Consider the following 25,039-nt stretch of genomic DNA (forward strand, 5'->3'; position numbering starts at 1 on the left):
AACTGGCTGCACTATGTCGGGTCTTGCGGCGTTTTGGGCACCCCGAGGGTTGAAATCAACAGCGAAACGACAGCTACGGCGGGCCGTGAGGGCGGCAGTCAGGCGGGGTCGATCTCGCGCAGCAGACCCGTCTTCACGTCGAACACGAACCCGCGCACGTCGTCGATGTGCAGCAGGAACGGCGAGGTGCGCACCCGCTGCATGGACTGCCGTACGTCCTGGTCGACGTCACGGAAGGCCTCCACGGCCCACGCGGGACGCTGGCCGACCTCCATCTCCAGTTCGTTGCGGAAGTCCTCGGTGATCGCCTCCAGACCGCAGCCCGTGTGGTGGATGAGCACGATGCTGCGGGTGCCGAGCTTGCGCTGGCTGATGGTGAGCGAGCGGATCACGTCGTCGGTGACCACACCGCCCGCGTTGCGGATGGTGTGGCAGTCGCCGAGCTCCAGGCCGAGCGCGGCGTGCAGGTCGAGGCGGGCGTCCATGCACGCCACGACGGCGACGTGCAGGACGGGGCGGGCGTCCATGCCGGGATCGCTGAACGCGGCGGCGTACCGCTCGTTGGCGTCGACCAGGCGGTCGGTCACGCCACCGTCGCGGGATATGGCGCCTTCGGTGGGAACGGATGCGGAAGTCGTCATAACCATGACGGTACTGGTCACCGCCGTCGCGGTCCTGCCGTGAGAAGGGAAAAAGAGCGTCATCACGTCTTCTGTGTGAGGTACCCCACAAGAGTATCGGGTGCACCCGAACGGGTGTTTTCCATGCTTTTGAGGCGTCGAGTCCGTGCCGGTGCGCGACGCGCAGGCCGGTTGATTGACCGCGAGACACCGTGGACTAAAGTGACGCGAAGCGGGAGGCGAGGCCTCCCTGCTGACTTTCCCCGGAGACCCCGGCTCGCGCGCGGACGGTCTCCCCACGTGCGCGGCGCGTACGTACGGCTCGGCCTCCTCCCGCTCCCGGTCGACTGACGCTTCCGGCGCCGGCAGGCCTCCCCTTCATGAGCGGGCGGGGACCCGGCGGTGCGTACGGCCCGTGCCGGACCTGAGAGGGCCCCTTGAGCCAGAGTCGACACGTCCCGGTGATGCTCCAGCGGTGCCTGGACCTGTTGGCCCCCGCACTCGAGCGGCCCGGGTCGGTGGTCGTGGACTGCACGCTCGGCCTGGGCGGCCACAGCGAGGCCCTGCTCCAGCGGTTCCCCGAGGCCCGGCTCGTCGCCCTCGACCGTGACAAGGAGGCCCTGCGCCTGTCCGGCGAGCGGCTCGCGCCCTTCGGTGAGCGCGCCACCCTCGTCCACGCGGTCTACGACGAACTCCCGGACGTCCTCGACCGGCTCGGCATCGCGCGCGTGCAGGGCGTCCTCTTCGACCTCGGGGTCTCCTCCATGCAGCTCGACGAGGCCGACCGCGGCTTCGCCTACGCCCAGGACGCCCCGCTCGACATGCGCATGGACCAGACGACCGGCATGAGCGCGGCCGAGGTCCTCAACACCTACCCGCCGGGCGAACTCGTCCGGATCCTGAGGGCGTACGGCGAGGAGAAGCAGGCCAAGCGGATCGTGTCCGCGATCGTGCGCGAGCGCGACAAGGAGCCGTTCACCAACAGCGCGCGGCTCGTCGAGCTGATCCGCGACTCCCTGCCGCAGGCCGCCAAGCGCACCGGCGGCAACCCGGCCAAGCGCACCTTCCAGGCCCTGCGCATCGAGGTCAACGGCGAACTCTCCGTCCTGGAGCGGGCGATCCCGGCCGCGGTGAAGGCGCTCGCGGTGGGCGGCCGGATCGCCGTGCTGTCGTACCACTCGCTGGAGGACCGGCTGGTCAAGCAGGTCTTCGCGGCCGGCGCCGCCACCACCGCCCCGCCCGGGCTGCCCGTCGTCCCCGAGCGCTACCAGCCCCGGCTCAAGCTGCTCACGCGCGGTGCCGAACTTCCCACCGAGGAAGAGATCGCCGAGAACCGGCGGGCCGCTCCGGCGCGTTGCAGAGGCGCCGAGCGCATCAGGGAGGACATCGAGTGAAGTGCGTGAGGCGCGTCAGTGGGTTGGGAAACCGGACTCACCGGAGGGTGTGTGCGTAGGAAACCCGAACTGAGAGGGAGGGCGGCTCGTCTCGCGCGTCTCCTCCCCGGCACGGCGAGCCCCGGACAGGCGGCCCGCACCCCCTTCGTGCTCCTGGTGGTCCTGCTGCTCGGCGGCGGCCTCATCGGGCTGCTGGTGCTGAACTCCGCGCTGAGCGAGGGGTCGTTCAAGCTCGCCGACCTCCAGAAGGACACCAAGAGCCTCACCGACGAGCAGCAGGGCCTGCAGCGGGACATCGACGCCTACTCCGCGCCCGACGCCCTGCTGCGCCGCGCCCGGGAACTCGGCATGGTGCCCGGCGGCGACCCGGCCTTCCTCGACCCCGACGGCACCGTCAAGGGCGTCCCGTCCCCCGCCTCCGACGCCGAACCGCTCTCCTACCGGATGCCGCTCGTCCTCGCGCCCGAGGCGTTCGACAGCACGGCGGTCCCGGCGCCGGCGGTCAGCCCCACCCCGACGGAGACGGTCGTCCGGGCCCCCGAGGACGTCGTACAAGCCCCCGAGACCGTCTCCTCGGACGTCCCGCTCCCCACGACCCCGACCCCCGGCAGGTGACGGAAGTGTCCGACGACTTCGGCAGGCAACCGCCGCGCCGCCGCGTGCCGGGCCCCGCGCGCCCCGAGCGCTCCGCCCGCCCCGTCGGCCGGGCGCGCCCGGGCCCCGGCGCCCGACCGGCCCGCCGCCCGTCGGCGCCCCGCCCCGCGGCCCCCAAGACCATCCGCCTGGGCAGCCCCCGCCCCCGGCTGCGGCTGGTCGGCCTCGCGCTGACGCTGGTGCTGGCCGCCTTCGTCGTACGACTGCTCCAGGTGCAGGCCGTCGACGCGAGCACGTACGCCGCCAAGGCCGAGCAGAACCGGTACGTCGGCTACACGCTCGCCGCCGAGCGCGGCGGGATCACCGACCGCGACGGTGTGGCCCTCGCGACCAGCGAGGACGCGTACGACATCACGGCCGACCCCACGCTGTTCACCCGCAAGCAGCTCAAGATCGACGACGGCCCCGAGCAGGCCGCCGCCCTGCTCGCCCCGATCCTGGGGCAGGAGCAGGAGACGATCGTCAAGAAGCTGCGGCCCAAGGACAAGAAGCTCCGCTACGTCCTGCTCGCCAACCGGCAGACCCCGCAGGTCTGGAAGCAGATCAAGGACCTGAGGTCCGCGCTCGCCACCAAGAGCGAGACCGACCCCGGCACCGCCAACGTCCTCGCGGGCGTCCTGTCCGTGCCGACGACCAAGCGCGTGTACCCGAACGGCGATCTCGCCGCCGGGATACTGGGCTGGGTCAACGCCGACGGCAAGGGCGGCGGCGGTGTCGAGCAGCAGCTGAACTCCCTGCTGGCCGGCAAGGACGGCAAGATCCGTTACGCCCAGTCGGGCGGCCGGCAGGTGCCCACCGTGGGCTCCACGGAGACCCCCGCGGTGCCCGGCAGCGATGTCGAGCTCACCATCGACCGCGACATCCAGTGGGCCGCCCAGCAGGCGATCACCGACCAGGTGAAGGAGTCCAAGGCGGACCGCGGGTACGTGATAGTGCAGGACACGCGGACCGGCCAGGTGCTCGCCATGGCCAACTCGCCCGGCTTCGACCCCAACGACCTGTCCAAGGCGAGCACGGTGAACATGGGCAACGCGGCCCTCCAGGACGCCTACGAGCCCGGTTCCACCGCCAAGGTCATGTCGATGGCCGCCGTCCTGGAACAGGGCGTCGCCACCCCGCTCACGCATGTGATCGTGCCCAACCGGCTGCACCGCGGCGACCGGCTCTTCAAGGACGACATCGACCACGAGACCTGGTACCTCACGCTCAACGGCGTGCTCGCCAAGTCCAGCAACATCGGCACCATCCTGGCGACCGGCCAGCTCGGCAAGACCCAGGCGCAGGCCAACCAGGTCCTGTACTCCTACCTGCGCAAGTTCGGCCTCGGCCGCTACTCCGGGCTCGACTTCCCCGGCGAGACCCCGGGCATCCTGGCCAAGCCCGCGGACTGGTCGACCTCGCAGCAGTTCACGATTCCTTTCGGCCAGGGTGTGTCCCTCAACGCCATGCAGGCCGCGTCCGTCTACTCGACGATCGCCAACGGCGGTGTCCGCGTCGAACCCACGCTCGTGCGCGGCACCAAGGGGCCCGACGGACGCTTCACACCCGCCGCGAAGCCCAGGGAGACAAGGGTCGTCAGCGCGAAGACGGCCAAGACGCTGGCTCAGATGCTGGAGTCCGTCGTGGACGACCAGGAGGGCACCGGCACCAAGGCACGCATTCCCGGCTACCGGGTCGCGGGCAAGACGGGCACGGCCAACCGTGTGGATCCGGCCACCGGCAAGTACAAGGGCTACACGTCGTCGTTCGCCGGCTTCGCGCCCGCCGACAAGCCCCGGATCACCGTCTACTGCGCCATCCAGAACGCCACCAGCGGCAGCTACTTCGGCGGCCAGATCTGCGGACCCGTCTACAAGAAGGTCATGGAGTTCGCCCTGAAGACCCTCCAGGTCCCGCCCACGGGGGCGAAGGCCGCGAAGCTGCCCGTGTCGTACACGCCCTGACCAGCACGGCGTCAGCACCGGCGGACACCCAGCCCGCACATCGCCTGCATCTCATCAGCACCTCATCAGCACCTCGGAAAGGCCACCAGGACCCACCTCGTGACGACGATCACCTCCGACGCCGGGAACCAGGGCGCCCCCCGCCCCTCACTTCGCTCCGAAGCGGGTGCGCCCGGTACGCTCACCGCCGTGCCACACGCTGATCAGTCCCAAACCACCCAGAAGGGCGCACCCGTGACCTATCCGGGACCGCCCCGGCCGGTCCGGGTCTCCGCAACACCCCTCGCGGAGCTCGCCGATCAGCTGGGTGCCGAGCCGCCGCAGAAGGCCGCGCAGGTCACGGGGATCACCCATGACTCGCGTGCCGTCCGCCCCGGCGACCTGTACGCCGCCCTCCCCGGCGCCCGTCTGCACGGCGCCGACTTCGTCACCCAGGCCGTCGGCCTCGGCGCGGTCGCGGTGCTGACCGACCCGACCGGCGCCGAGCGCGCCGCCGCGACCGGGCTTCCGGTACTGGTCGTCGAGGACCCACGCGCGCGCATGGGCGAACTGGCCACCACGATCTACGGCGACCCCGGCCGGGACCTGCTCCAGATCGGGATCACCGGCACCTCCGGCAAGACCACCACGGCGTATCTCGTCGAGGGCGGTCTCAAGGGGGTCAGGTCCACCGGCCTGATCGGCACCGTCGAGATGCGCATCGGCGACGAACGCATCAAGTCCGAGCGCACCACGCCCGAGGCCACCGACCTCCAGGCCCTGTTCGCGGTCATGCGCGAGCGCGGGGTCGAGGCGGTCGCCATGGAGGTCTCCAGCCACGCACTGGTCCTCGGCCGGGTCGACGGCTGCGTCTTCGACATCGGCGTCTTCACCAACCTCAGCCCGGAACACATGGAGTTCCACTCCGACATGGAGGACTACTTCCGGGCCAAGGCGCAGCTCTTCACGCCGAAACGCAGCCGTCTCGGCGTCGTCAACCTCGACGACGAGTACGGCCGCAGGCTCGCCAAGGAAGCCACCGTCCCGGTCGTCACCTACTCCGCGGAGGGCCACCCCGACGCCGACTGGCGTGCCGAGGGCGTCGAAGTCGGTCCCATGGACTCGACGTTCACCGTGATCGGCCCCAAGGGCGAGCGGATCGCCGCCAGGTCTCCGCTCGCGGGCCCCTTCAACGTGGCGAACACCCTCGCCGCGATCGTCGCCCTGGCCGCGGCCGGCCTCGACCCGCAGACCGCCGCCGACGGCGTCGCCGCCGTACCGGGCGTGCCGGGCCGCCTGGAGCGCGTGGACGCCGGGCAGCCCTACCTCGCGGTCGTGGACTACGCCCACAAGACCGACGCCGTCGAGTCGGTGCTCAAGGCGCTCCGCAAGGTCACCGAGGGCAAGGTGCACATCGTGCTCGGCTGCGGAGGCGACCGTGACACGACCAAGCGGGGCCCCATGGGCGCGGCCGCGGCCCGCCTCGCCGACACCGCCGTACTGACCTCCGACAACCCCCGCTCCGAGGATCCCCTCGCGATTCTTGCAACCATGCTCCAGGGCGCGGCGTCCGTACCGGCACACGAGCGTGGCGAGGTCCAGGTCTTCGAGGACCGGGCCGCCGCGATCGCCGCAGCAGTCGCCCGCGCGCGGCCGGGCGACACCGTACTGGTCGCCGGGAAGGGCCACGAGCAGGGCCAGGACATCGCCGGGGTGGTCCGTCCCTTCGACGACCGCCAGGTGCTTCGAGAAGCCATCCAGAAGACCCAGGGATGAACTTGTGATCGCCCTCTCTCTCGCCGAGATCGCCTCAGTCGTCGGCGGGCAGACGCATGACATACCGGATCCGTCGGCGCAGGTGCACGGGCCCGTCGTCATCGACTCCCGGCAGGTGAAGGACGGCAGCCTGTTCGCCGCCTTCGTGGGGGAGCGCGTCGACGGCCACGACTACGCCGACCAGGCCGTCCGGGCGGGCGCGGTGGCCGTGCTGGCACAGCGCCCCGTCGGCGTGCCCGCGATCGTCGTCGAGGACGTCCAGACGGCCCTCGGCGCCCTCGCGCGTCACGTCGTACGACGGCTCGGCGCGACCCTCGTCGCCCTCACCGGCTCGGCCGGCAAGACCAGCACCAAGGACCTCATCGCCCAGGTGCTCCGGAGCAAGGCGCCGACGGTGTTCACGCCGGGCTCGCTCAACAACGAGATCGGGCTGCCGCTCACCGCGCTCACCGCCACCGAGGAGACGAAGTTCCTCGTCCTGGAGATGGGCGCCCGCGGGATCGGCCACATCAGCTACCTCACGGATCTGACGCCCCCGAAGATCGGCCTGGTCCTCAACGTCGGCTCCGCGCACATCGGCGAGTTCGGCGGCCGCGAGCAGATCGCGCAGGCCAAGGGCGAGTTGGTGGAGGCGCTGCCCGCGGAGGGTGCGGCGATCCTCAACGCCGACGATCCTCTCGTACGGGCCATGGCGTCCCGTACGAAGGCGAAGGTGATCCTTTTCGGAGAGTCCGGCGAAGCGGACGTACGCGCCGAGAACGTACGACTCACGGACAGCGGACAGCCTGCCTTCATGCTTCACACACCCTCCGGTGCAAGCGAAGTGACCATGCGCCTGTACGGTGAGCACCACGTGTCGAACGCGCTCGCCGCGGCCGCCGTCGCCCATGAGCTGGGCATGTCCGCAACCGAGATCGCCACCGCGCTCTCCGAGGCGGGCTCCCTCTCCCGCTGGCGTATGGAGGTCACCGAGCGCCCGGACGGCGTGACCATCGTCAACGACGCCTACAACGCGAACCCCGAGTCCATGCGAGCGGCCTTGCGCGCGCTCGCGGCGATGGGCAAGGGGCGGCGGACCTGGGCGGTGCTCGGCAAGATGGCCGAGCTCGGGGACGAGGCGCTCGCCGAGCACGACGCGGTCGGACGGCTCGCCGTCCGGCTCAATGTCGGCAAGCTCGTCGCGGTCGGGGGCAGGGAAGCGTCCTGGCTGCAACTGGGCGCATATAACGAGGGTTCGTGGGGTGAGGAGTCGGTGCACGTGTCCGACGCACAGGCGGCGGTCGACCTGCTGCGCAGTGAGTTGCGCCCGGGAGACGTCGTCCTCGTGAAGGCGTCCCGTTCGGTCGGCCTGGAGAGCGTCGCCCAGGCGCTGCTCGACGCCGAGGGTGAGGTTGCCGCCCGATGATGAAGCAGATCCTGTTCTCAGGAGTCATCGGCCTCTTTCTGACCCTGGTCGGCACCCCGCTGCTGATCAAGCTGCTCGCGCGCAAGGGTTACGGCCAGTACATCCGGGACGACGGCCCGCGCGAGCACGCCAGCAAGCGCGGTACGCCGACCATGGGTGGTATCGCCTTCATCCTGGCGACGGTCGTCGCCTACTTCCTGTCCAAGGTCATCACCGGTTTCCCGCCCACCTACTCGGGTCTGCTAGTGCTCGGCCTGATGTGCGGCATGGGCCTGGTCGGCTTCCTCGACGACTACATCAAGATCGTCAAGCGGCGTTCGCTGGGCCTGCGGGCCAAGGCGAAGATGGCAGGTCAGCTCATCGTCGGCATCAGCTTCGCGGTGCTCGCGCTGATGTTCCCGGACGCCCGCGGCAACACCCCGGCCTCCACCAAGCTGTCGTTCATCACCGACTTCGGCTGGAAGATCGGCCCGATCCTGTTCGTGGTCTGGGCGCTGTTCATGATCCTCGCGATGTCGAACGGCGTGAACCTCACCGACGGTCTGGACGGCCTCGCCACCGGCGCCTCCGTCCTCGTCTTCGGCGCCTACACCTTCATCGGCGTCTGGCAGTTCCAGGAGTCCTGCGCCAACGCGGGCACCCTGACCAACCCGGGTGCCTGCTACGAGGTACGGGATCCCCTCGACCTGGCGGTCATCGCCTCGGCACTGATGGGTGCCTGCCTCGGCTTCCTGTGGTGGAACACCTCGCCGGCCAAGATCTTCATGGGTGACACGGGTTCGCTCGCGCTCGGCGGTGTCCTCACCGGCCTGGCCATCCTCTCCCGCACGGAGCTGCTGGTGGCCATCATGGGCGGCCTGTTCGTCCTCATCACCATGTCGGTGGTCATCCAGGTCGGCTCCTTCAAGCTCACCGGCAAGCGCGTCTTCCGCATGGCCCCGCTCCAGCACCACTTCGAACTCAAGGGCTGGTCCGAAGTCCTCGTGGTGGTCCGCTTCTGGATCATCCAGGGCATCTGCGTGATCGTCGGCCTGGGTCTCTTCTACGCGGGATGGGCAGCAGAAAAGTGACCTCCTCGGAGCACCTCGACTGGCAGGGGAAGCACGTCACCGTCGCCGGACTCGGTGTCTCCGGCATCCCGGCGGCCAGGGCGCTGCACGCGCGCGGGGCGCACGTCACGGTCGTCAACGACGGCGACGACGCACGCGCGCGTGAGCAGGCCGCCGAGTTGGAGGCGCTGGGCATCACCGTGCGTCTCGGCGATGGTGCGACCCTGCCCGAGGGCACCGAACTCGTCGTCACCGCGCCGGGCTGGAAGCCGGACAAGCCGCTCTTCGCAGCGGCCCGTGAGGCCGGTCTGGAGATCTGGGGCGACGTGGAGCTCGCCTGGCGTCTCAGGGGCCCCGACGCGGCCCCCTGGCTCGCGATCACTGGCACCAACGGCAAGACGACCACCACCCAGATGCTGGCGTCGATCCTGAAGGCCGCGGGGCTGCGCACCGCCGCCGTCGGCAACATCGGCGTCTCCCTCCTGGACGCGGTCCTCGGCGACGAGCAGTACGACGTCCTGGCCGTGGAGTTGTCGAGTTATCAGCTCCACTGGGCGCCCTCGCTGCGCGCCCACTCCGCCGCCGTGCTCAATCTCGCCCCCGACCATCTCGACTGGCACGGCTCCATGGAGGCGTACGCAGCCGACAAGGGCCGCATCTACGAGGGCAATCGGGTCGCCTGCGTCTACAACGTGGCCGACAAGGCCACCGAGGACCTGGTGCGCGAGGCGGACGTGGAGGAGGGTTGCCGGGCGATCGGCTTCACCCTCGGCACCCCCGGACCGTCCCAACTCGGTGTCGTCGAGGGCATCCTGGTCGACCGGGCCTTCGTCGAGGACCGGCACAAGAACGCCCAGGAGCTCGCCGAGGTCTCCGACGTCGACCCGCCCGCCCCGCACAACATCGCCAACGCCCTTGCGGCGGCGGCCCTCGCACGCGCATTCGGGGTGCCCGCCAGGGCCGTACGGGACGGGCTGCGGGACTTCACCCCGGACGCCCACCGCATCTCCCACGTGGCCGACGTGGACGCGGTCGCCTACGTCGACGACTCCAAGGCCACCAACACCCACGCGGCACAAGCCTCGTTGGCGGCCTACGAGTCGATCGTGTGGATCGCCGGCGGGCTCGCCAAGGGCGCCACCTTCGACGAACTGGTCGCCAAGTCGGCAAAGCGACTTCGCGGTGTCGTGCTCATCGGCCAGGACCGCGCCCTGATCCGTGAAGCCCTCGCGCGACACGCCCCGGAAGTACCCGTGGTGGACCTCGACCGGACCGACACTGGGGCGATGCTCGCGGCTGTCCAGGAGGCCTCCCGCCTCGCCGTCGCAGGGGACACGGTGCTGCTGGCCCCGGCCTGCGCCTCGATGGACATGTTCGCCAACTACAACAAGCGCGGTGACGCGTTCGCGGAGGCGGTTCGCGAACTCGGCTCCTGACCGACGTAGCGGAGGCGTTGATGCCCACCAGCCGAACCGGCAGGCCGCCCGTGCAGCGGGCGGCCCGACGCCCCGCCGTCGCCCGGTCCCTGCCCGAGAACCCCGTACAACGGCTCTACACGCGCGCGCGAAAGGCCTGGGACCGGCCGCTTACCGCCTACTACCTGATCCTCGGTGGCAGTCTCCTGATCACCGTGCTCGGGCTGGTGATGGTCTACTCGGCCTCCCAGATCACGGCTCTGCAGATGTCGTTGCCGGGATCCTTCTTCTTCCGCAAGCAGTTCCTGGCCGCCGTCATCGGTGCCGCACTGCTGCTGATCGCTTCCCGGATGCCGGTCAAGCTGCACCGGGCGCTCGCCTACCCGATCCTGGCGGGCGCGGTCTTCCTGATGGCCCTGGTGCAGGTGCCGGGGATAGGGATGTCGGTCAACGGCAACCAGAACTGGATCTCGCTCGGCGGCTCCTTCCAGATCCAGCCCAGCGAGTTCGGCAAGCTCGCCCTCGTGCTGTGGGCGGCCGACCTGCTCGCCCGCAAGCAGGACAAGAAGCTGCTGACCCAGTGGAAGCACATGCTGGTGCCGCTCGTCCCGGTCACCTTCCTGCTGCTCGGGCTGATCATGCTCGGCGGCGACATGGGCACGGCGATCATCCTGACGGCGATCCTGTTCGGCCTGCTGTGGCTCGCGGGGGCCCCGACCCGGCTGTTCGTCGGGGTGCTGTCGATCGCCGGGCTGATCGGGATGATCCTCATCAAGACCAGCCCCAACCGCATGGCCCGGCTCGCCTGCATCGGGGCCACCGAGCCCAGGTCGGGGGGCGCCGACTGCTGGCAGGCCGTGCACGGCATCTACGCCCTGGCCTCCGGCGGAATCTTTGGCTCCGGGCTCGGTGCCAGTGTGGAGAAATGGGGCCAACTACCCGAAGCCCACACCGACTTCATCTTCGCCGTCACCGGTGAGGAACTGGGCCTTGCGGGGACGCTGTCGGTACTCGCTCTCTTCGCGGCTCTAGGCTATGCGGGTATCCGCGTGGCCGGACGCACGGAGGACCCCTTCGTGAGGTATGCCGCGGGAGGCGTGACCACCTGGATCACCGCTCAGGCAGTGATCAACATCGGTGCGGTGCTCGGTCTGCTGCCGATCGCCGGAGTCCCGCTCCCGCTGTTCTCCTACGGAGGGTCCGCCCTGCTGCCGACCATGTTCGCCATCGGGCTGCTGATCGCGTTCGCGCGTGACGATCCCGCTGCGCGGGCGGCGCTTTCGATGCGGCAACCCCGCTTTGGTAGAAAGCGGGCGGGAGGCGCCGTGCCGGCACGGGGGCCTCGGAGATGGAACACGATGAGACGGCGCGCCCCATCGGCGCGTTCGTCCGGAGAGCGGTGAATTTCGGTGCATGTCGTACTCGCCGGTGGGGGGACCGCCGGCCACATCGAGCCCGCGCTCGCCCTCGCGGACGCCCTGCGCAGGCAGGACCCGACCGTGGGGATCACGGCCCTGGGCACGGAACGGGGCCTGGAGACCAAGCTCGTCCCACAGCGCGGCTACGAGCTCGCGCTCATCCCGGCCGTCCCGCTGCCCCGTAAGCCGACCCCCGAGCTGATCACCGTCCCGGGCCGGCTGCGTGGCACGATCAAGGCCACGGAGCAGATCCTGGAGCGCACGAAGGCCGACGCGGTCGTCGGCTTCGGCGGCTACGTGGCGCTGCCCGGCTACCTCGCCGCCAAGCGGCTCGGCGTGCCGATCGTGGTCCACGAGGCCAACGCCCGTCCCGGCCTCGCCAACAAGATCGGGTCCCGGTACGCCGCCCAGGTCGCCGTCGCCACGCCGGACAGCAAGCTGCGCAACTCCCGCTACATCGGCATCCCGCTGCGCCACACCATCGCCACCCTGGACCGGGCCGCCGTCCGCCCCGAGGCCCGGCACCTGTTCGGCCTCGACCCGAACCTGCCGACCCTGCTGGTCTCCGGCGGCTCGCAGGGCGCCCGGCGCCTCAACGAGGTCGTCCAGCAGGTCGCGCCCCTGCTCCAGCAGGCCGGGATCCAGATCCTGCACGCGGTCGGTCCCAAGAACGAACTGCCGCATGTACAGCAGATGCCGGGAATGCCCCCGTACATCCCGGTAAGTTACCTGGACCGGATGGACCTCGCGTACGCCGCGGCCGACATGATGCTCTGCCGCGCGGGCGCGATGACCGTCGCCGAACTCTCCGCCGTCGGGCTCCCGGCCGCCTACGTCCCGCTGCCCATCGGCAATGGCGAACAGCGGCTGAACGCCCAGCCGGTGGTCAAGGCCGGCGGCGGACTGCTGGTCGACGACGCGGAACTGACGCCCGAATGGGTACGGGGTCACGTCCTGCCCGTGCTCGCCGACCCGCACCGGCTGTACGAGATGTCCCGCGCCGCCGCCGAGTTCGGCCGCCGGGACGCCGACGACCTGCTCGTCGGCATGGTGTACGAGGCGATCGCCTCGCACCGACGCCAGTAGCCAGGAAGAGGGAGTGCGCGTGGCCGGATCGACGACCGCCGAGCGCGGTGAACGCCAGCAGGAGTCGTCCGGCCCGCCTCCCGCCCGGCGGTTGAGGGCGCGTCGGCTTCGTATGATCATCATCCTTGCCGTGGCGTTCGCGTTTCTCTCCGCGGGTGCCTTCGGGCTGTTGTACGGCTCCCAGTGGTTCCGCGTTGAGCGCGTCTCGGTCTCGGGAACCCTGGTGCTGACTCCGGAACAGGTCCGCGAGGTCGCGGACGTCCCGGTCGGCTCGCCGCTGATTTCCGTCGACACCGACGCGATCGACGCGCGACTGCGCCGGAAATTGCCCCGAATTGACTCGGTTGATGTCGCTCGATCCTGGCCGCATGGAATCGGGCTGAAAGTGACTGAGCGTACTCCGGTTCTGCTTGTCCAAAAGGGCCGAAACTTTGTCGAAGTGGACGACGAAGGTGTCCGATTCGCCACGGTTCCCGTGGCCCCGAAAGGCGTTCCCGCACTGGAATTGACGCTCGGTCGGCCGGACACCCGCGCCGCGAGCCTGCGCCGCTTCGGCGAGTCCCGGCTCGTGCGCGAAGCGGTGCGCGTGGCGGGTGACATTCCGATCGATGTCGCGCGCGCGACCCGTTCCGTCAAGGTGCGTTCGTACGACGACATCTCGCTGGAGTTGAGGGGCGGTCGCACCGTCGCCTGGGGGAGCGGCGAGAACGGTGCCGCCAAGGCCCGTACGCTCACCGCTCTCATGAAAGCCGCCCCCGATGCGCGGCACTTCGACGTCAGCGTTCCCACCGCCCCCGCGTCATCGGGGAGTTGACGCACATCAGCGCAGGCCAGCACCCTGGTTGGGCACTGCTACGGCTGATCACATAGGGTGAAAAGAAAAACGGGAGGTTCGGCGTGTTCGTTGAACGTGCGCCACTTGTCGACTTAGTGTCCTGTTCAGAAGACTCCAGGGAACAGACACACTGGTAACCCTAAACTTCAGCGTTAGGGTTCGGGTCGGCGCTACGGGCCGTCCCATTCGGCATCAGTCGACGGATCGCGAGGCAGTACTGCTTCGTCGGTTCGGCGACACGTAACTCGAGGCGAGAGGCCTTCGACGTGGCAGCACCGCAGAACTACCTCGCAGTCATCAAAGTCATCGGTGTCGGCGGCGGTGGTGTCAATGCCATCAACCGGATGATCGAGGTCGGTCTCAAGGGCGTCGAGTTCATCGCCATCAACACCGACGCACAGGCGCTGTTGATGAGCGACGCCGACGTCAAGCTCGACGTCGGCCGAGAACTCACCCGCGGACTCGGCGCCGGCGCCAACCCGGCCGTCGGCCGCAAGGCGGCCGAGGACCACCGCGAGGAGATCGAGGAGGTCCTCAAGGGGGCCGACATGGTCTTCGTGACGGCCGGTGAAGGCGGCGGCACCGGCACCGGCGGCGCGCCCGTCGTGGCCAACATCGCCCGCTCGCTGGGCGCCCTCACCATCGGCGTGGTCACCCGCCCGTTCACCTTCGAGGGCCGGCGCCGCGCCAACCAGGCCGAGGACGGCATCGCGGAACTCCGCGAAGAGGTCGACACCCTCATCGTCATCCCCAACGACCGCCTGCTGTCCATCTCGGACCGCCAGGTCTCGGTCCTCGACGCCTTCAAGTCGGCCGACCAGGTCCTGCTCTCCGGTGTCCAGGGCATCACCGACCTCATCACCACGCCCGGTCTGATCAACCTCGACTTCGCCGACGTCAAGTCGGTCATGTCCGAGGCCGGTTCGGCGCTCATGGGCATCGGCTCGGCCCGCGGCGACGACCGCGCGGTGGCCGCGGCCGAGATGGCGATCTCCTCGCCGCTCTTGGAGGCGTCCATCGACGGCGCCCGGGGCGTGCTGCTCTCCATCTCCGGCGGCAGCGACCTCGGTCTGTTCGAGATCAACGAGGCGGCTCAGCTGGTGAGCGAGGCCGCCCACCCCGAGGCCAACATCATCTTCGGCGCGGTCATCGACGACGCCCTCGGCGACGAGGTCCGCGTCACCGTGATCGCCGCCGGCTTCGACGGGGGCCAGCCGCCGACCCGCCGTGAGACGGTCATGGGTTCCTCCTCGACCTCGGCCCGCCGCGAGGAGCCCACTCCGGTACGGCAGACCGAGAGCCGTCCGTCCTTCGGCTCGCTCGGCAGCGTCACGCCGAAGGAGGACCCGGAGCCCGCGCCCGAGCCGGCCGCCGACCTCCCGGTCGCCCCGCCCGTCCCGCCGTCCCGGAGCTACTCGGACAGCGCGGCCGAGGAGCTGGACGTGCCGGACTTCCTGAAGTGATAGGACAGCGCGACAGCGTGAGCGGCGCGCACTTCGTCTTCACCGACCGGTGGGGCGGGGTGAGCGCCGCTCCGTATGAGGAGCTCAACCTCGGCGGAGCGGTCGGCGACGACCCCGAAGCCGTGACAACAAACCGCGAACTGGCCGCCAAGTCGCTCGGTCTCGACCCGGCCCGCGTGGTCTGGATGAACCAGGTGCACGGGGCGGACGTCGTGGTGGTCTCGGAGCCCTGGGGCAAGCAGCCGGTGCCCCGGGTCGACGCGGTTGTCACCGCCGAACGCGGTCTCGCCCTCGCCGTCCTCACCGCCGACTGCACCCCGGTGCTGCTCGCCGACCCGGTCGCCGGGATCGCCGCGGCGGCCCACGCGGGCCGGCCCGGCATGGTGGCCGGAGTCGTCCCGGCCGCGCTACGCGCGATGACCGAACTCGGCGCCGATCCCGCCCGGATCGTCGCCCGCACCGGACCCGCCGTCTGCGGCAGGTGCTACGAAGTGCCCGAGGAGATGCGCGCCGAGGTCGCCGCCGTTGAACCCGCGGCGCACGCCGAGACGAGTTGGGGCACTCCCGCGGTCGACGTGAGCGCCGGAGTGCACGCGCAGCTCGACCGGCTCGGGGTGCACGACCGGCGGCAGTCGCCGGTGTGCACGCTGGAGTCGGGCGACCACTTCTCGTATCGCCGCGATCGCGCCACGGGGCGACTCGCGGGATATGTCTGGCTGGACTGATGGGGCATGACGGACCGTAAGGACGAACTCGCCGCAAATCTGGCGAAGGTGGAGCAGCGCATCGCCGCCGCGTGTGCGGCCGCCGGGCGGGGGCGCGAAGAGGTCACCCTCATCGTGGTCACCAAGACCTACCCCGCGAGCGATGTGCGGATTCTCTCCGCGCTCGGGGTGCGCCACGTCGCCGAGAACAAGGACCAGGACGCGGCACCCAAGGCCGCCGAATGCTCGGATCTGCCCCTTACTTGGCATTTCGTTGGTCAATTGCAGACCAACAAAGTGCGATCTGTAGTGGGTTACGCGGATCTCGTGCAGTCTGTCGATCGTTCGAAGTTGGTGACGGCTCTCTCCAGGGAGGCCGTGAAGGCCGAGCGCGAAGTGGGCTGCCTGATCCAGGTCGCACTCGACGCCGGTTCGAGCGAGCGAGGGGAGCGGGGTGGTGTGGCGCCGGGCGGGATCGGGGAGTTGGCCGGTCTCGTGGCCCGGGCTCCGGGACTGCGGCTCGACGGTCTGATGACCGTCGCTCCGCTCACCGGGGAGTACGCGGGACGCGAACAGGCGGCGTTCGAGCGGTTGATGGATTTGTCGACCGACCTGCGCCGGGACCATCCGGCTGCGAACATGGTCTCGGCAGGGATGAGCGCGGACCTCGAACAGGCCGTGGCGGCAGGGGCGACACATGTGCGCGTCGGCACCGCGGTACTCGGAGTCCGCCCCCGGCTCGGGTAACGTCGCCAGGAAGTCGGACCACAGCAGAAAATATGGTCATTGCCGCCGAGAGGCGGTCATAACGACCTCGTGGATCGCGGGCACTTGGCAGTCGTCAGCCGATCCACCACAGAGCGGAGGACTCAGAGAATGGCCGGCGCGATGCGCAAGATGGCGGTCTACCTCGGCCTCGTGGAGGACGATGGGTACGACGGCCGCGGTTTCGACCCCGACGACGACTTCGAACCGGAACTCGACCCGGAGCCCGAACGGGACCGCCGACGGCATGAGCCGTCTCATCAGTCACATCAGGCACTTCAGCCTGAAAGGGGTGAATCGGTCAGAGTGGTGCAGTCCTCGGTGCCGCGCGACCCGGTGCCCCGATCCTCTTCGCTCGCCGCGGAATCGGTGCGTCCGGCGCGCATCGCGCCCGTGGCATCCATCACACAAGAGCGCGCAAGCCTGGAGAAGAACGCACCGGTGATCATGCCCAAGGTCGTGTCGGAACGAGAGCCTTACCGGATCACCACACTTCACCCCCGGACCTACAACGAGGCCCGTACCATCGGGGAACACTTCCGTGAAGGCACCCCGGTGATCATGAATCTGACTGAGATGGATGACACAGACGCCAAGCGACTTGTCGACTTTGCGGCCGGTTTGGTGTTTGGTCTTCACGGCAGCATCGAGCGGGTGACGCAGAAGGTGTTCCTGTTGTCGCCTGCTAACGTCGATGTCACGGCGGAGGACAAGGCCCGCATCGCAGAGGGCGGGTTCTTCAATCAGAGCTGAGAAGCAACAACCGGAACGAAGCACGGAACAGGGGAGAGGGAAAGACAGTCCATGAGCGTGTTCGCACAGGTGATCTACATCGCGCTGATGGTGTTCCTCATCGTGCTCATCTTCCGGTTGGTCATGGACTACGTCTTCCAGTTCGCCCGCTCGTGGCAACCCGGCAAGGCGATGGTGGTCGTTCTGGAGGCCACCTACACTGTCACCGATCCACCGTTGAAGCTTCTGCGGCGGTTCATCCCGCCGCTGCGTCTCGGGGGCGTGGCGCTCGACCTGTCCTTCTTCGTGCTGATGATCATCGTCTACATCCTCATCTCCATCACGGGAAACCTGTCGAGGTGACTGTGGACGATACGGTCTTGCCGACTGCCGATGACTACGTTGAGGTGAAGAGATGCCGTTGACCCCCGAGGACGTGCGGAACAAGCAGTTCACGACCGTCCGCCTCCGAGAAGGCTATGACGAGGACGAGGTCGATGCCTTCCTCGACGAGGTCGAAGCCGAACTGACCCGCCTGCTGCGCGAGAACGAGGACCTGCGCGCCAAGCTGGCCGCGGCGACGCGTGCTGCTGCCCAGAACCAGCAGAACATGCGCAAGCCTCCGGAGCAGCAGGACCAGCAGCAAGGTGGCATGCCCGGACAGGGAATGCCGCAGCAGGGAATGCCGCAGCAGGGCATGCGTGGGCCCGGTCCCGGCGCCCCCGTGCCTGCCGGCATATCCGGTCCGCCGCAGCAGCAGATGGGCGGCCCCATGGGTGGCCCGCCCCAGCTGCCGAGCGGTGCGCCGCAGCTGCCTGCCGGTCCCGGCGGTGGCCAGGGCGGCCCGCAGGGTCCCGGTCCGATGGGTCAGGGGCCCATGGGTCAGGGGCCGATGGGCCAGGGTCAGATGGGTCAGGGCCCGATGGGCCAGGGCCAGATGGGCCAGGGCACCATGGGCGGTCAGCCGCCCATGCAGCAGCAGATGGGTGGCCCGATGGGCGGCCCCATGGGCGGTCCGATGGGCGGCCCCGGTCAGGGCCCCGGTGGCGACAGCGCCGCCCGAGTCCTCTCGCTCGCCCAGCAGACCGCCGACCAGGCGATCGCGGAGGCCCGTTCCGAGGCCAACAAGATCGTCGGCGAGGCGCGTTCGCGTGCCGAGGGTCTCGAGCGTGACGCCCGTGCCAAGGCCGACGCCCTGGAGCGGGACGCGCAGGAGAAGCACCGCGTAGCGATGGGCTCCCTGGAGTCCGCCCGCGCCACGCTGGAGCGCAAGGTCGAGGACCTGCGCGGCTTCGAGCGCGAGTACCGCACGCGTCTGAAGTCGTACCTCGAGTCCCAGCTGCGTCAGCTGGAGACCCAGGCCGACGACTCGCTGGCTCCGCCGCGTACCCCGGCGACCGCGTCGCTGCCGCCGTCCCCGGCGCCTTCGATGGCTCCGGCCGGTGCGAGTGCGCCGTCGTACGGTGGCAACCAGGGCATGGGTGGCGGTCCTTCGCCGGCCGGCCCGTCCTACGGCGGCCAGCAGCAGATGTCGCCCGCGATGACCCAGCCGATGGCGCCGGTGCGGCCGCAGGGTCCCGGCCCGATGGGGCAGGCTCCCTCGCCCATGCGTGGCTTCCTCATCGACGAGGACGACAACTGACGGCCTCTAGTACGCCTCAGGCGTCGGCAGCGTTCAGGGCAGGGCCCCGGATTTCGATCCGGGGCCCTGCCCTTTTACGCGGGTTGATCACGGTGTCGCGGACATGAAGAAAGGCCCGGTCCCCTCGCCTTCGCGGGGGAACCGGGCCTTTCTTCTCGGTCCTACGCCTTGCGCAGGCGGAACGTCAGCGACAGGCCCTCGTCGGTGAACGGGGTGCCGTAGGTGTCGTCCGCCTCGCCCTGGGAGAAGTCCGTCGCCAGGACCTCGTCGGCGATCAGAGCCGCGTGCTCGGACAGCGCCGCGAGGACCGCCGGGTCCGTGGAGGTCCAGCGCAGCGCGATGCGGTCGGCCACGTCGAGGCCGCTGTTCTTGCGGGCCTCCTGGATCAGGCGGATCGCGTCACGGGCCAGACCCGCTCGGCGCAGCTCCTCCGTGATCTCCAGGTCCAGGGCCACCGTCGCACCGGAGTCGGACGCCACCGACCAGCCCTCGCGCGGGGTTTCCGTGATGATCACCTCATCGGGGGCGAGTGCGATCGTCTCGCCGTCGACCTCCACTGACGCCGTGCCCTCGCGCAGGGCGAGGGAGAGCGCGGCCGCGTCGGCGTTCGCGACGGCCTTGGCCACCTCCTGGACGCGCTTGCCGAACCGCTTGCCCAGGGCGCGGAAGTTGGCCTTCGCCGTGGTGTCGACCAGGCTGCCGCCGACCTCGCTGAGGGAGGCGAGCGCGGTCACGTTCAGCTCGTCCGTGATCTGCGCGTGCAGTTCTCGGTCGAGGGCGTCGAAGCCGGTCGCGGCGATGAGCGCCCGGGACAGCGGCTGCCGGGTCTTCACGCCCGACTCCGCGCGCGTGGCACGGCCCAGCTCGACGAGCCGGCGCACCAGGACCATCTGCCTGGACAGCTCAGGGTCGATGGCCTTGAGGTCCGCCTCCGGCCAGGAGGCCAGGTGCACCGACTCCGGGGCGCCCGGGGTGACCGGCACGACCAGGTCCTGCCAGACCCGCTCGGTGATGAACGGGGTCAGCGGGGCCATCAGCTGGGTGACCGTCTCGACGACCTCGTGCAGCGTGCGCAGCGCGGCCTTGTCGCCCTGCCAGAAGCGGCGCCGGGACCGGCGTACGTACCAGTTGGACAGGTCGTCGACGAAGGCCGACAGGAGCTTGCCGGCGCGCTGGGTGTCGTACGACTCCAGGGACTGGGTCACCTGGTCGGTCAGGGCGTGCAGTTCGGACAGCAGCCAGCGGTCCAGGACCGGGCGGTCGGCCGGGGCCGGGTCCGCCTCGCTGGGCGCCCAGTTCGACGTACGCGCGTACAGGGCCTGGAAGGCGACCGTGTTCCAGTACGTCAGGAGCGTCTTGCGGACGACCTCCTGGATCGTGCCGTGGCCCACGCGGCGGGCCGCCCACGGGGGAACCGCCGGCCGCCATGAACCAGCGCACCGCGTCCGCGCCGTGCCGGTCCATCAGCGGGATCGGCTCCAGGGTGTTGCCCAGGTGCTTGGACATCTTGCGGCCGTCCTCGGCGAGGATGTGGCCGAGGCAGACGACGTTCTCGTACGACGACTTGTCGAAGACCAGGGTGCCGACGGCCATCAGCGTGTAGAACCAGCCGCGCGTCTGGTCGATGGCCTCGGAGATGAACTGTGCCGGGTAGCGGGACTCGAACAGTTCCTTGTTCTTGTACGGGTAGCCCCACTGCGCGAACGGCATCGATCCGGAGTCGTACCAGGCGTCGATGACCTCCGGTACGCGCCTGGCCGTCTTCTGGCACTGGGGGCACGCGAAGGTGACGTCGTCGATGTACGGGCGGTGCGGGTCCAGTTCGGAGTGGTCCGTGCCGGTCAGCTCGGAGAGCTCCGCGCGGGAGCCGACGACGGTGAGGTGGTCGTCCTCGCAGCGCCAGATGGGCAGCGGGGTGCCCCAGTAGCGGTTGCGGGACAGCGCCCAGTCGATGTTGTTCTGGAGCCAGTCGCCGAAGCGGCCGTGCTTGACCGTCTCCGGGAACCAGTTGGTGTTCTCGTTCTCCTGGAGGAGGCGGTCCTTGACGGCGGTGGTGCGGATGTACCAGGACGGCTGCGCGTAGTACAGGAGCGCGGTGTGGCAGCGCCAGCAGTGCGGGTAGCTGTGCTCGTACGGGATGTGCCGGAAGAGGAGGCCGCGCTGCTGGAGGTCCTCGGTGAGCTTTTCGTCAGCCTTCTTGAAGAAGACGCCGCCCACGAGGGGGACGTCCTCCTCGAAGGTGCCGTCCGGGCGGACCGGGTTCACCACGGGCAGACCGTAGGCGCGGCAGACCTTGAGGTCGTCCTCACCGAAGGCGGGGGACTGGTGGACCAGGCCCGTACCGTCCTCGGTCGTGACGTATTCGGCGTTGACGACGTAATGCGCCGGCTCCGGGAACTCCACGAGCTCGAACGGACGTTGATAGGTCCAGCGCTCCATCTCGGCGCCGGTGAAGGACTGGCCGGTGGTCTCCCAGCCCTCGCCGAGCGCCTTGGCGAGCAGCGGCTCGGCGACGACGAGCTTCTCCTCGCCATTGGTCGCGACGACGTAGCTGACCTCCGGGTGCGCGGCGACCGCCGTGTTGGACACCAGGGTCCAGGGGGTCGTCGTCCACACCAGGAGCGCGGCCTCGCCGGCGAGCGGACCGGAGGTGAGCGGGAAACGGACGTACACGGACGGGTCCACGACCGTCTCGTAGCCCTGCGCCAGCTCGTGGTCGGACAGGCCGGTGCCGCAGCGCGGACACCAGGGGGCGACGCGGTGGTCCTGGACCAGCAGGCCCTTGTTGAAGATCGTCTTCAGCGACCACCAGACGGACTCGATGTACTCCGGGTCCATCGTGCGGTACGGGTCCTGGAGGTCGGTCCAGTAGCCCATGCGGGTCGTGAGCGCCTCGAAGGCGTCGGTGTGGCGGGTCACGGACTCGCGGCACTTGGCGTTGAACTCGGCGATGCCGTACGCCTCGATGTCCTTCTTGCCGCTGAAGCCGAGCTCCTTCTCGACCGCCAGCTCCACCGGGAGGCCGTGGCAGTCCCAGCCGGCCTTGCGGGCCACGTGGTAGCCGCGCATGGTGCGGAAGCGGGGGAAGACGTCCTTGAAGACGCGCGCCTCGATGTGGTGGGCGCCCGGCATGCCGTTGGCGGTGGGCGGGCCCTCGTAGAACACCCACTCGGGGCGGCCCTCGGACTGCTCCAGGGTCTTGGCGAAGATCTTCTGCTCGCGCCAGAAGTCGAGCACCGCGTGCTCGAGCGCGGGCAGGTCGACCTGGGCGGGCACCTGGCGGTACTGCGTCATCAGTCTTCCTCCGGCGGATGTGCTGCCTTCCGTCCGGAGGGACGAGAGCCTTGTTCTCTACGCCGGTCTCGGCGCGCTCCCGCGGTACCACCCTCCTTGGCCCGCCGACACGGGGTGTGCGTCGGTGAGCCCCCTCATTGGGGTCGCGATGCCGGGTCTACGCCCCCCACTGGGGGTTTCTTCCGGCGGCTCCGGGGTGATCTTCGCGTCGCGCTCGCCCCCGGGCTTCCACCGTCCCCGGGTCGCTCTGGGCTGCTTACGCCGCTACTCGTCCCCATCCACGCTTCTCGCTTCGCCCAGTGTACGGCGCCCCGGGGACAGCGGCCGACCGCTTTTCCGGGGCCGGGCGGGGAGGCCGCCGCAGGGCGTCGAGTGACCCGAATGGAGCGGCACGGCTGTTCGGATTCCGGGACGGGGGATTGTGCGGATTACCCGGCGGGGAGCTGGGCACAACGCATGCATGCTTCCCGCCCCGCACGTGCGGGGCGGGCGAATCGGGCGGCGTGCCCCGTTGCCGCGGGACTCAAGTCGATTTATCGTCCCAGCACGATTCGCGTGCAAGATCACAATATGTGAAGGGGCCGCGGCATGGTGGCGAAGAAGACCGCCGTACAGCAGTCGGCGTCGGGCCGTTCCACCCATGCCCGTGCCTCCGGTGGCGAGGCCAAGGACGCGGGCGGGAAGAAGAGTGTGCGCGGGGTGGCGTCCGAGGCCGCGTCGTCCGGCAAGGGCGCGGCGGCCAAGGCCGTGAAGGCGGTCGGAGCGGCGGCGCAGAGTGTCGCGAAGAAGGCCACGGCCTCCCGGAGTGCCGGGCGGGAGGAGGCCCCGGCCGGGAGACCGGAGGCCGAGCCGCCGGTCGGTGGGACGGCGGAGGCCGCGAAGGGCGTCGGCAAGGCCTCGGTCCCGAAGAAGGCGCAGGCGACGAAGAAGCCCGGGGTGACGAAAAGGGCCGCGGGCACGAAGAAGGCGGTCACGAAGGAGGCCGGGGTCGCCAAGAAGGCGGCCACAGGGAAGGGGGTCGCCAAGGGGGCGGTCGGGGAGGCCGGAGCCACCGGGAAGGCGGGCGCCGGGAAGTCTGGGGCCGCCCCGAAGGCGTCGGTGACCAAGAAGTCCACGGCCACCGGGAAGGGGGTCGCCAAGGCGGCGGTCGGGGAGGCCGGAGCGACTGAGAAGGCGGGCGCCGGGAAGTCTGAGGTTGCCGAGAAGGCGTCGGCCAAGAAGAAGTCCGCGGTCGCCAAGAAGGCAGCCACCGGCAAGGCGGTCGCCAAGGGGGCGGTCGCGGAGGCCGGAGCCACCGGGAAGGCGGGCGCCGGGAAGTCCGCGGCCGCCGAGAAGGGGTCGGCCACGCAGAAGAAGGCGGTCACGAAGAGGGCCGCCGCGAAGAGCACGGCCGCGACCGGGAGCGCGGCCAAGAGCACGGCAGCGCCGAAGAGCGCGGTCGGCAAAACCGCCGCGCCGAAGAGCGCGGTCAGGAAGACAGCCGCGCCGAAGGGTGCGGCCAAGGGCACGGCCGCGACGAAGGCCGCGGGTCGGAAGACGGCCGCAAAGGACACCGCGGTCGAGGAGACGGCCGCCACGGAGGCCGGGGCCCCGCAGGGGGCCGCCGGGCAGGGCACCTCCGGGAAGACGGCGGCCAGGAAGAGCACGGCCAACAAGGCGGGCGCGGCCGAGGCCGCGAAGCAGACGGGAGCCACGACCGTGGTTGCGAAGAAGACCCCTGGCACGGCCACAGCGGCGAAGAGCGCCCTACCCAACGCGCGTGTCGCCGCGGTGGAGCCCGGCGAACTCGCGGTGCGCCCGGGTGAGGACCCGTGGACGCCCGAAGAGGTCGCGGAGGCCCGCGCGGAACTGACGGCCGAGGCTCTGCGGCTGCGCACCGAGATCTCCACGTCCGAGGAGTCCCTGGTGGGGCTCATGCGGGACTCCGGGGACGGCGCGGGCGACGACCAGGCCGACACCGGCACCAAGAACATCACGCGCGAGCACGAGATGGCCCTGGCGGCCAACGCGCGCGAGATGCTCATCCAGACCGAGCACGCCCTGGGACGGCTCGACGCCGGCACCTACGGCCTGTGCGAGAACTGCGGCAACCCCATCGGGAAGGCCCGCATGCAGGCCTTCCCGCGCGCGACCCTGTGCGTGGAGTGCAAGCAGAAGCAGGAACGCCGGTACTGAGGGACCTTGGAGGCGTGTCGTACCCTCGTCCTCAGTCAGGTACCTAGGTCGAGGGACTCACGTGGCAGAGGCGGAGCGCATCATCGGTACGCCGGATACCCCAGAGGCGGCGGGGACCGAGCCGGAGCAGGACCAGACGGCGCGGCCCAGGGGCAAGCGCCGTATCGCCGTGCTGTTCACGGTGGCCGCCTTCGCGTACGCCCTCGACCTGGTCAGCAAGATGATCGTGGTCGCCAGGCTGGAGCACCACGAGCCGATCGAGATCGTCGGGGACTGGCTGAAGTTCGAGGCGATCCGCAACGCGGGCGCGGCCTTCGGCTTCGGTGAGGCCTTCACCGTGATCTTCACGGTGATCGCGGCCGCCGTGATCGTGGTCATCGCCCGGCTCGCCCGCAAGCTCCACAGCCTGCCCTGGGCGATCGCCCTCGGGCTGCTGCTCGGCGGCGCGCTCGGCAACCTCACCGACCGGCTCTTCCGCTCGCCCGGCGTCTTCGAGGGGGCGGTCGTCGACTTCATCGCGCCCAAGCACTTCGCCGTCTTCAACCTCGCCGACTCGGCGATCGTGTGCGGCGGCATCCTGATCGTGCTGCTGTCCTTCAAGGGCCTCGACCCGGACGGCACCGTCCACAAGGACTGAGCCCCGGTTTTCCACAGGCTCGGTCGGGGCTGTCTCACCCGTCCGGCATACTC

19 protein-coding genes and 1 pseudogene are annotated in these 25,039 nt (G+C 69.9%); 18 read left to right on the forward strand and 2 right to left on the reverse strand.

All coding sequences use genetic code 11. The features are described 5' to 3' along the window. Positions 1–98: 98 nt before the first annotated feature. Positions 99–704, reverse strand: coding sequence for a beta-class carbonic anhydrase (locus tag RKD20_RS32560; protein WP_424880821.1), 606 nt, complete (start codon positions 702–704; stop codon positions 99–101). A 353-nt stretch (positions 705–1,057) separates the two neighbouring features. Between RKD20_RS32560 and rsmH the strand changes: the two genes are divergently transcribed. From rsmH to RKD20_RS32640, 16 genes are all read left to right on the forward strand, one after another. Next, complete coding sequence (gene rsmH / locus RKD20_RS32565; protein WP_424880822.1) at positions 1,058–2,014, forward strand: 16S rRNA (cytosine(1402)-N(4))-methyltransferase RsmH; 957 nt, start codon at positions 1,058–1,060, stop codon at positions 2,012–2,014. Positions 2,015–2,065: 51 nt separating this feature from the next. Next, positions 2,066–2,629, forward strand: coding sequence for a septum formation initiator family protein (locus tag RKD20_RS32570; RefSeq protein ID WP_424880823.1), 564 nt, complete (start codon positions 2,066–2,068; stop codon positions 2,627–2,629). A 5-nt stretch (positions 2,630–2,634) separates the two neighbouring features. Then, positions 2,635–4,611: a peptidoglycan D,D-transpeptidase FtsI family protein gene (locus RKD20_RS32575; protein WP_424880824.1), complete on the forward strand. Its 1,977-nt coding sequence runs from the start codon at positions 2,635–2,637 to the stop codon at positions 4,609–4,611. Positions 4,612–4,845: 234 nt separating this feature from the next. Continuing rightward, positions 4,846–6,366 (forward strand): UDP-N-acetylmuramoyl-L-alanyl-D-glutamate--2,6-diaminopimelate ligase, encoded by a 1,521-nt coding sequence (locus RKD20_RS32580; protein ID WP_424883377.1) that lies wholly within the window; start codon positions 4,846–4,848, stop codon positions 6,364–6,366. 4 nt (positions 6,367–6,370) lie between these two features. Further along, a complete protein-coding gene (locus RKD20_RS32585) occupies positions 6,371–7,771 on the forward strand; it encodes a UDP-N-acetylmuramoyl-tripeptide--D-alanyl-D-alanine ligase (protein ID WP_020119904.1) in 1,401 nt (466 codons plus the stop codon). Next, positions 7,768–8,841: a phospho-N-acetylmuramoyl-pentapeptide-transferase gene (gene mraY, locus RKD20_RS32590; protein ID WP_352382888.1), complete on the forward strand. Its 1,074-nt coding sequence runs from the start codon at positions 7,768–7,770 to the stop codon at positions 8,839–8,841. Before RKD20_RS32585 ends, mraY begins: the two co-directional genes overlap by 4 nt. After that, entirely contained in the window at positions 8,823–10,256 is a 1,434-nt protein-coding gene (murD, locus tag RKD20_RS32595; RefSeq protein ID WP_424880825.1) for a UDP-N-acetylmuramoyl-L-alanine--D-glutamate ligase, read from the forward strand. The genes mraY and murD overlap by 19 nt, the downstream gene beginning before the upstream one ends. Before the next feature lie 20 nt (positions 10,257–10,276). Beyond that, complete coding sequence (ftsW, locus tag RKD20_RS32600; RefSeq protein WP_424880826.1) at positions 10,277–11,638, forward strand: putative lipid II flippase FtsW; 1,362 nt, start codon at positions 10,277–10,279, stop codon at positions 11,636–11,638. A 6-nt stretch (positions 11,639–11,644) separates the two neighbouring features. Continuing rightward, positions 11,645–12,739: an undecaprenyldiphospho-muramoylpentapeptide beta-N-acetylglucosaminyltransferase gene (gene murG, locus RKD20_RS32605; RefSeq protein ID WP_359421852.1), complete on the forward strand. Its 1,095-nt coding sequence runs from the start codon at positions 11,645–11,647 to the stop codon at positions 12,737–12,739. 19 nt (positions 12,740–12,758) lie between these two features. Next, a complete protein-coding gene (locus tag RKD20_RS32610) occupies positions 12,759–13,553 on the forward strand; it encodes a cell division protein FtsQ/DivIB (protein WP_424880827.1) in 795 nt (264 codons plus the stop codon). 287 nt (positions 13,554–13,840) lie between these two features. Beyond that, positions 13,841–15,037 carry a cell division protein FtsZ gene (ftsZ, locus tag RKD20_RS32615; RefSeq protein ID WP_007381416.1) on the forward strand — a complete coding sequence of 399 codons (1,197 nt, stop codon included), beginning with the start codon at positions 13,841–13,843 and terminating at the stop codon, positions 15,035–15,037. Beyond that, the gene (gene pgeF, locus RKD20_RS32620; RefSeq protein ID WP_424880828.1) at positions 15,034–15,762 is read left to right on the forward strand and encodes a peptidoglycan editing factor PgeF; all 729 of its coding nucleotides are present in this window, start codon (positions 15,034–15,036) and stop codon (positions 15,760–15,762) included. The genes ftsZ and pgeF overlap by 4 nt, the downstream gene beginning before the upstream one ends. Positions 15,763–15,768: 6 nt before the next feature. Continuing rightward, positions 15,769–16,488, forward strand: coding sequence for a YggS family pyridoxal phosphate-dependent enzyme (locus tag RKD20_RS32625; protein ID WP_424880829.1), 720 nt, complete (start codon positions 15,769–15,771; stop codon positions 16,486–16,488). A gap of 129 nt (positions 16,489–16,617) precedes the next feature. Then, on the forward strand, positions 16,618–17,259 hold the full coding sequence (locus tag RKD20_RS32630; protein WP_424880830.1) for a cell division protein SepF: 642 nt from the start codon (positions 16,618–16,620) through the stop codon (positions 17,257–17,259). Between the two features lie 51 nt (positions 17,260–17,310). Then, complete coding sequence (locus RKD20_RS32635; RefSeq protein ID WP_020119913.1) at positions 17,311–17,601, forward strand: YggT family protein; 291 nt, start codon at positions 17,311–17,313, stop codon at positions 17,599–17,601. Between the two features lie 52 nt (positions 17,602–17,653). Then, a complete protein-coding gene (locus RKD20_RS32640) occupies positions 17,654–18,880 on the forward strand; it encodes a DivIVA domain-containing protein (RefSeq protein WP_424880831.1) in 1,227 nt (408 codons plus the stop codon). A 161-nt stretch (positions 18,881–19,041) separates the two neighbouring features. Here the strand turns inward: RKD20_RS32640 and ileS are convergent. Then, positions 19,042–22,174 (reverse strand): annotated as a pseudogene (ileS, locus tag RKD20_RS32645) (isoleucine--tRNA ligase). A gap of 588 nt (positions 22,175–22,762) precedes the next feature. Between ileS and RKD20_RS32650 the strand changes: the two are divergent. Together RKD20_RS32650 and lspA are read left to right on the forward strand one after the other, a co-directional pair. Further along, positions 22,763–24,349, forward strand: coding sequence for a TraR/DksA C4-type zinc finger protein (locus tag RKD20_RS32650; protein WP_424880832.1), 1,587 nt, complete (start codon positions 22,763–22,765; stop codon positions 24,347–24,349). Positions 24,350–24,410: 61 nt separating this feature from the next. After that, positions 24,411–24,986: a signal peptidase II gene (gene lspA / locus RKD20_RS32655; RefSeq protein ID WP_424880833.1), complete on the forward strand. Its 576-nt coding sequence runs from the start codon at positions 24,411–24,413 to the stop codon at positions 24,984–24,986. Positions 24,987–25,039: the final 53 nt, after the last annotated feature.

Origin of the sequence: Streptomyces sp. SLBN-8D4 (assembly GCF_049739545.1) — a bacterium.
GTDB lineage: Bacteria > Actinomycetota > Actinomycetes > Streptomycetales > Streptomycetaceae > Streptomyces > Streptomyces canus_C.

What these genes read in the sequence shown, in the direction of transcription:
- RKD20_RS32560 (WP_424880821.1), bottom strand. Translation starts at nt 704, where the DNA reads ATGACGCTCTTTTTCCCTTCTCACGGCAGGACCGCGACGGCGGTGACC.
- mraY (WP_352382888.1), top strand. Translation starts at nt 7,768, where the DNA reads ATGATGAAGCAGATCCTGTTCTCAGGAGTCATCGGCCTCTTTCTGACC.
- murD (WP_424880825.1), top strand. Translation starts at nt 8,823, where the DNA reads ATGGGCAGCAGAAAAGTGACCTCCTCGGAGCACCTCGACTGGCAGGGG.
- ftsW (WP_424880826.1), top strand. Translation starts at nt 10,277, where the DNA reads ATGCCCACCAGCCGAACCGGCAGGCCGCCCGTGCAGCGGGCGGCCCGA.
- RKD20_RS32625 (WP_424880829.1), top strand. Translation starts at nt 15,769, where the DNA reads ATGACGGACCGTAAGGACGAACTCGCCGCAAATCTGGCGAAGGTGGAG.
- RKD20_RS32630 (WP_424880830.1), top strand. Translation starts at nt 16,618, where the DNA reads ATGGCCGGCGCGATGCGCAAGATGGCGGTCTACCTCGGCCTCGTGGAG.
- RKD20_RS32635 (WP_020119913.1), top strand. Translation starts at nt 17,311, where the DNA reads ATGAGCGTGTTCGCACAGGTGATCTACATCGCGCTGATGGTGTTCCTC.
- RKD20_RS32640 (WP_424880831.1), top strand. Translation starts at nt 17,654, where the DNA reads ATGCCGTTGACCCCCGAGGACGTGCGGAACAAGCAGTTCACGACCGTC.
- RKD20_RS32650 (WP_424880832.1), top strand. Translation starts at nt 22,763, where the DNA reads ATGGTGGCGAAGAAGACCGCCGTACAGCAGTCGGCGTCGGGCCGTTCC.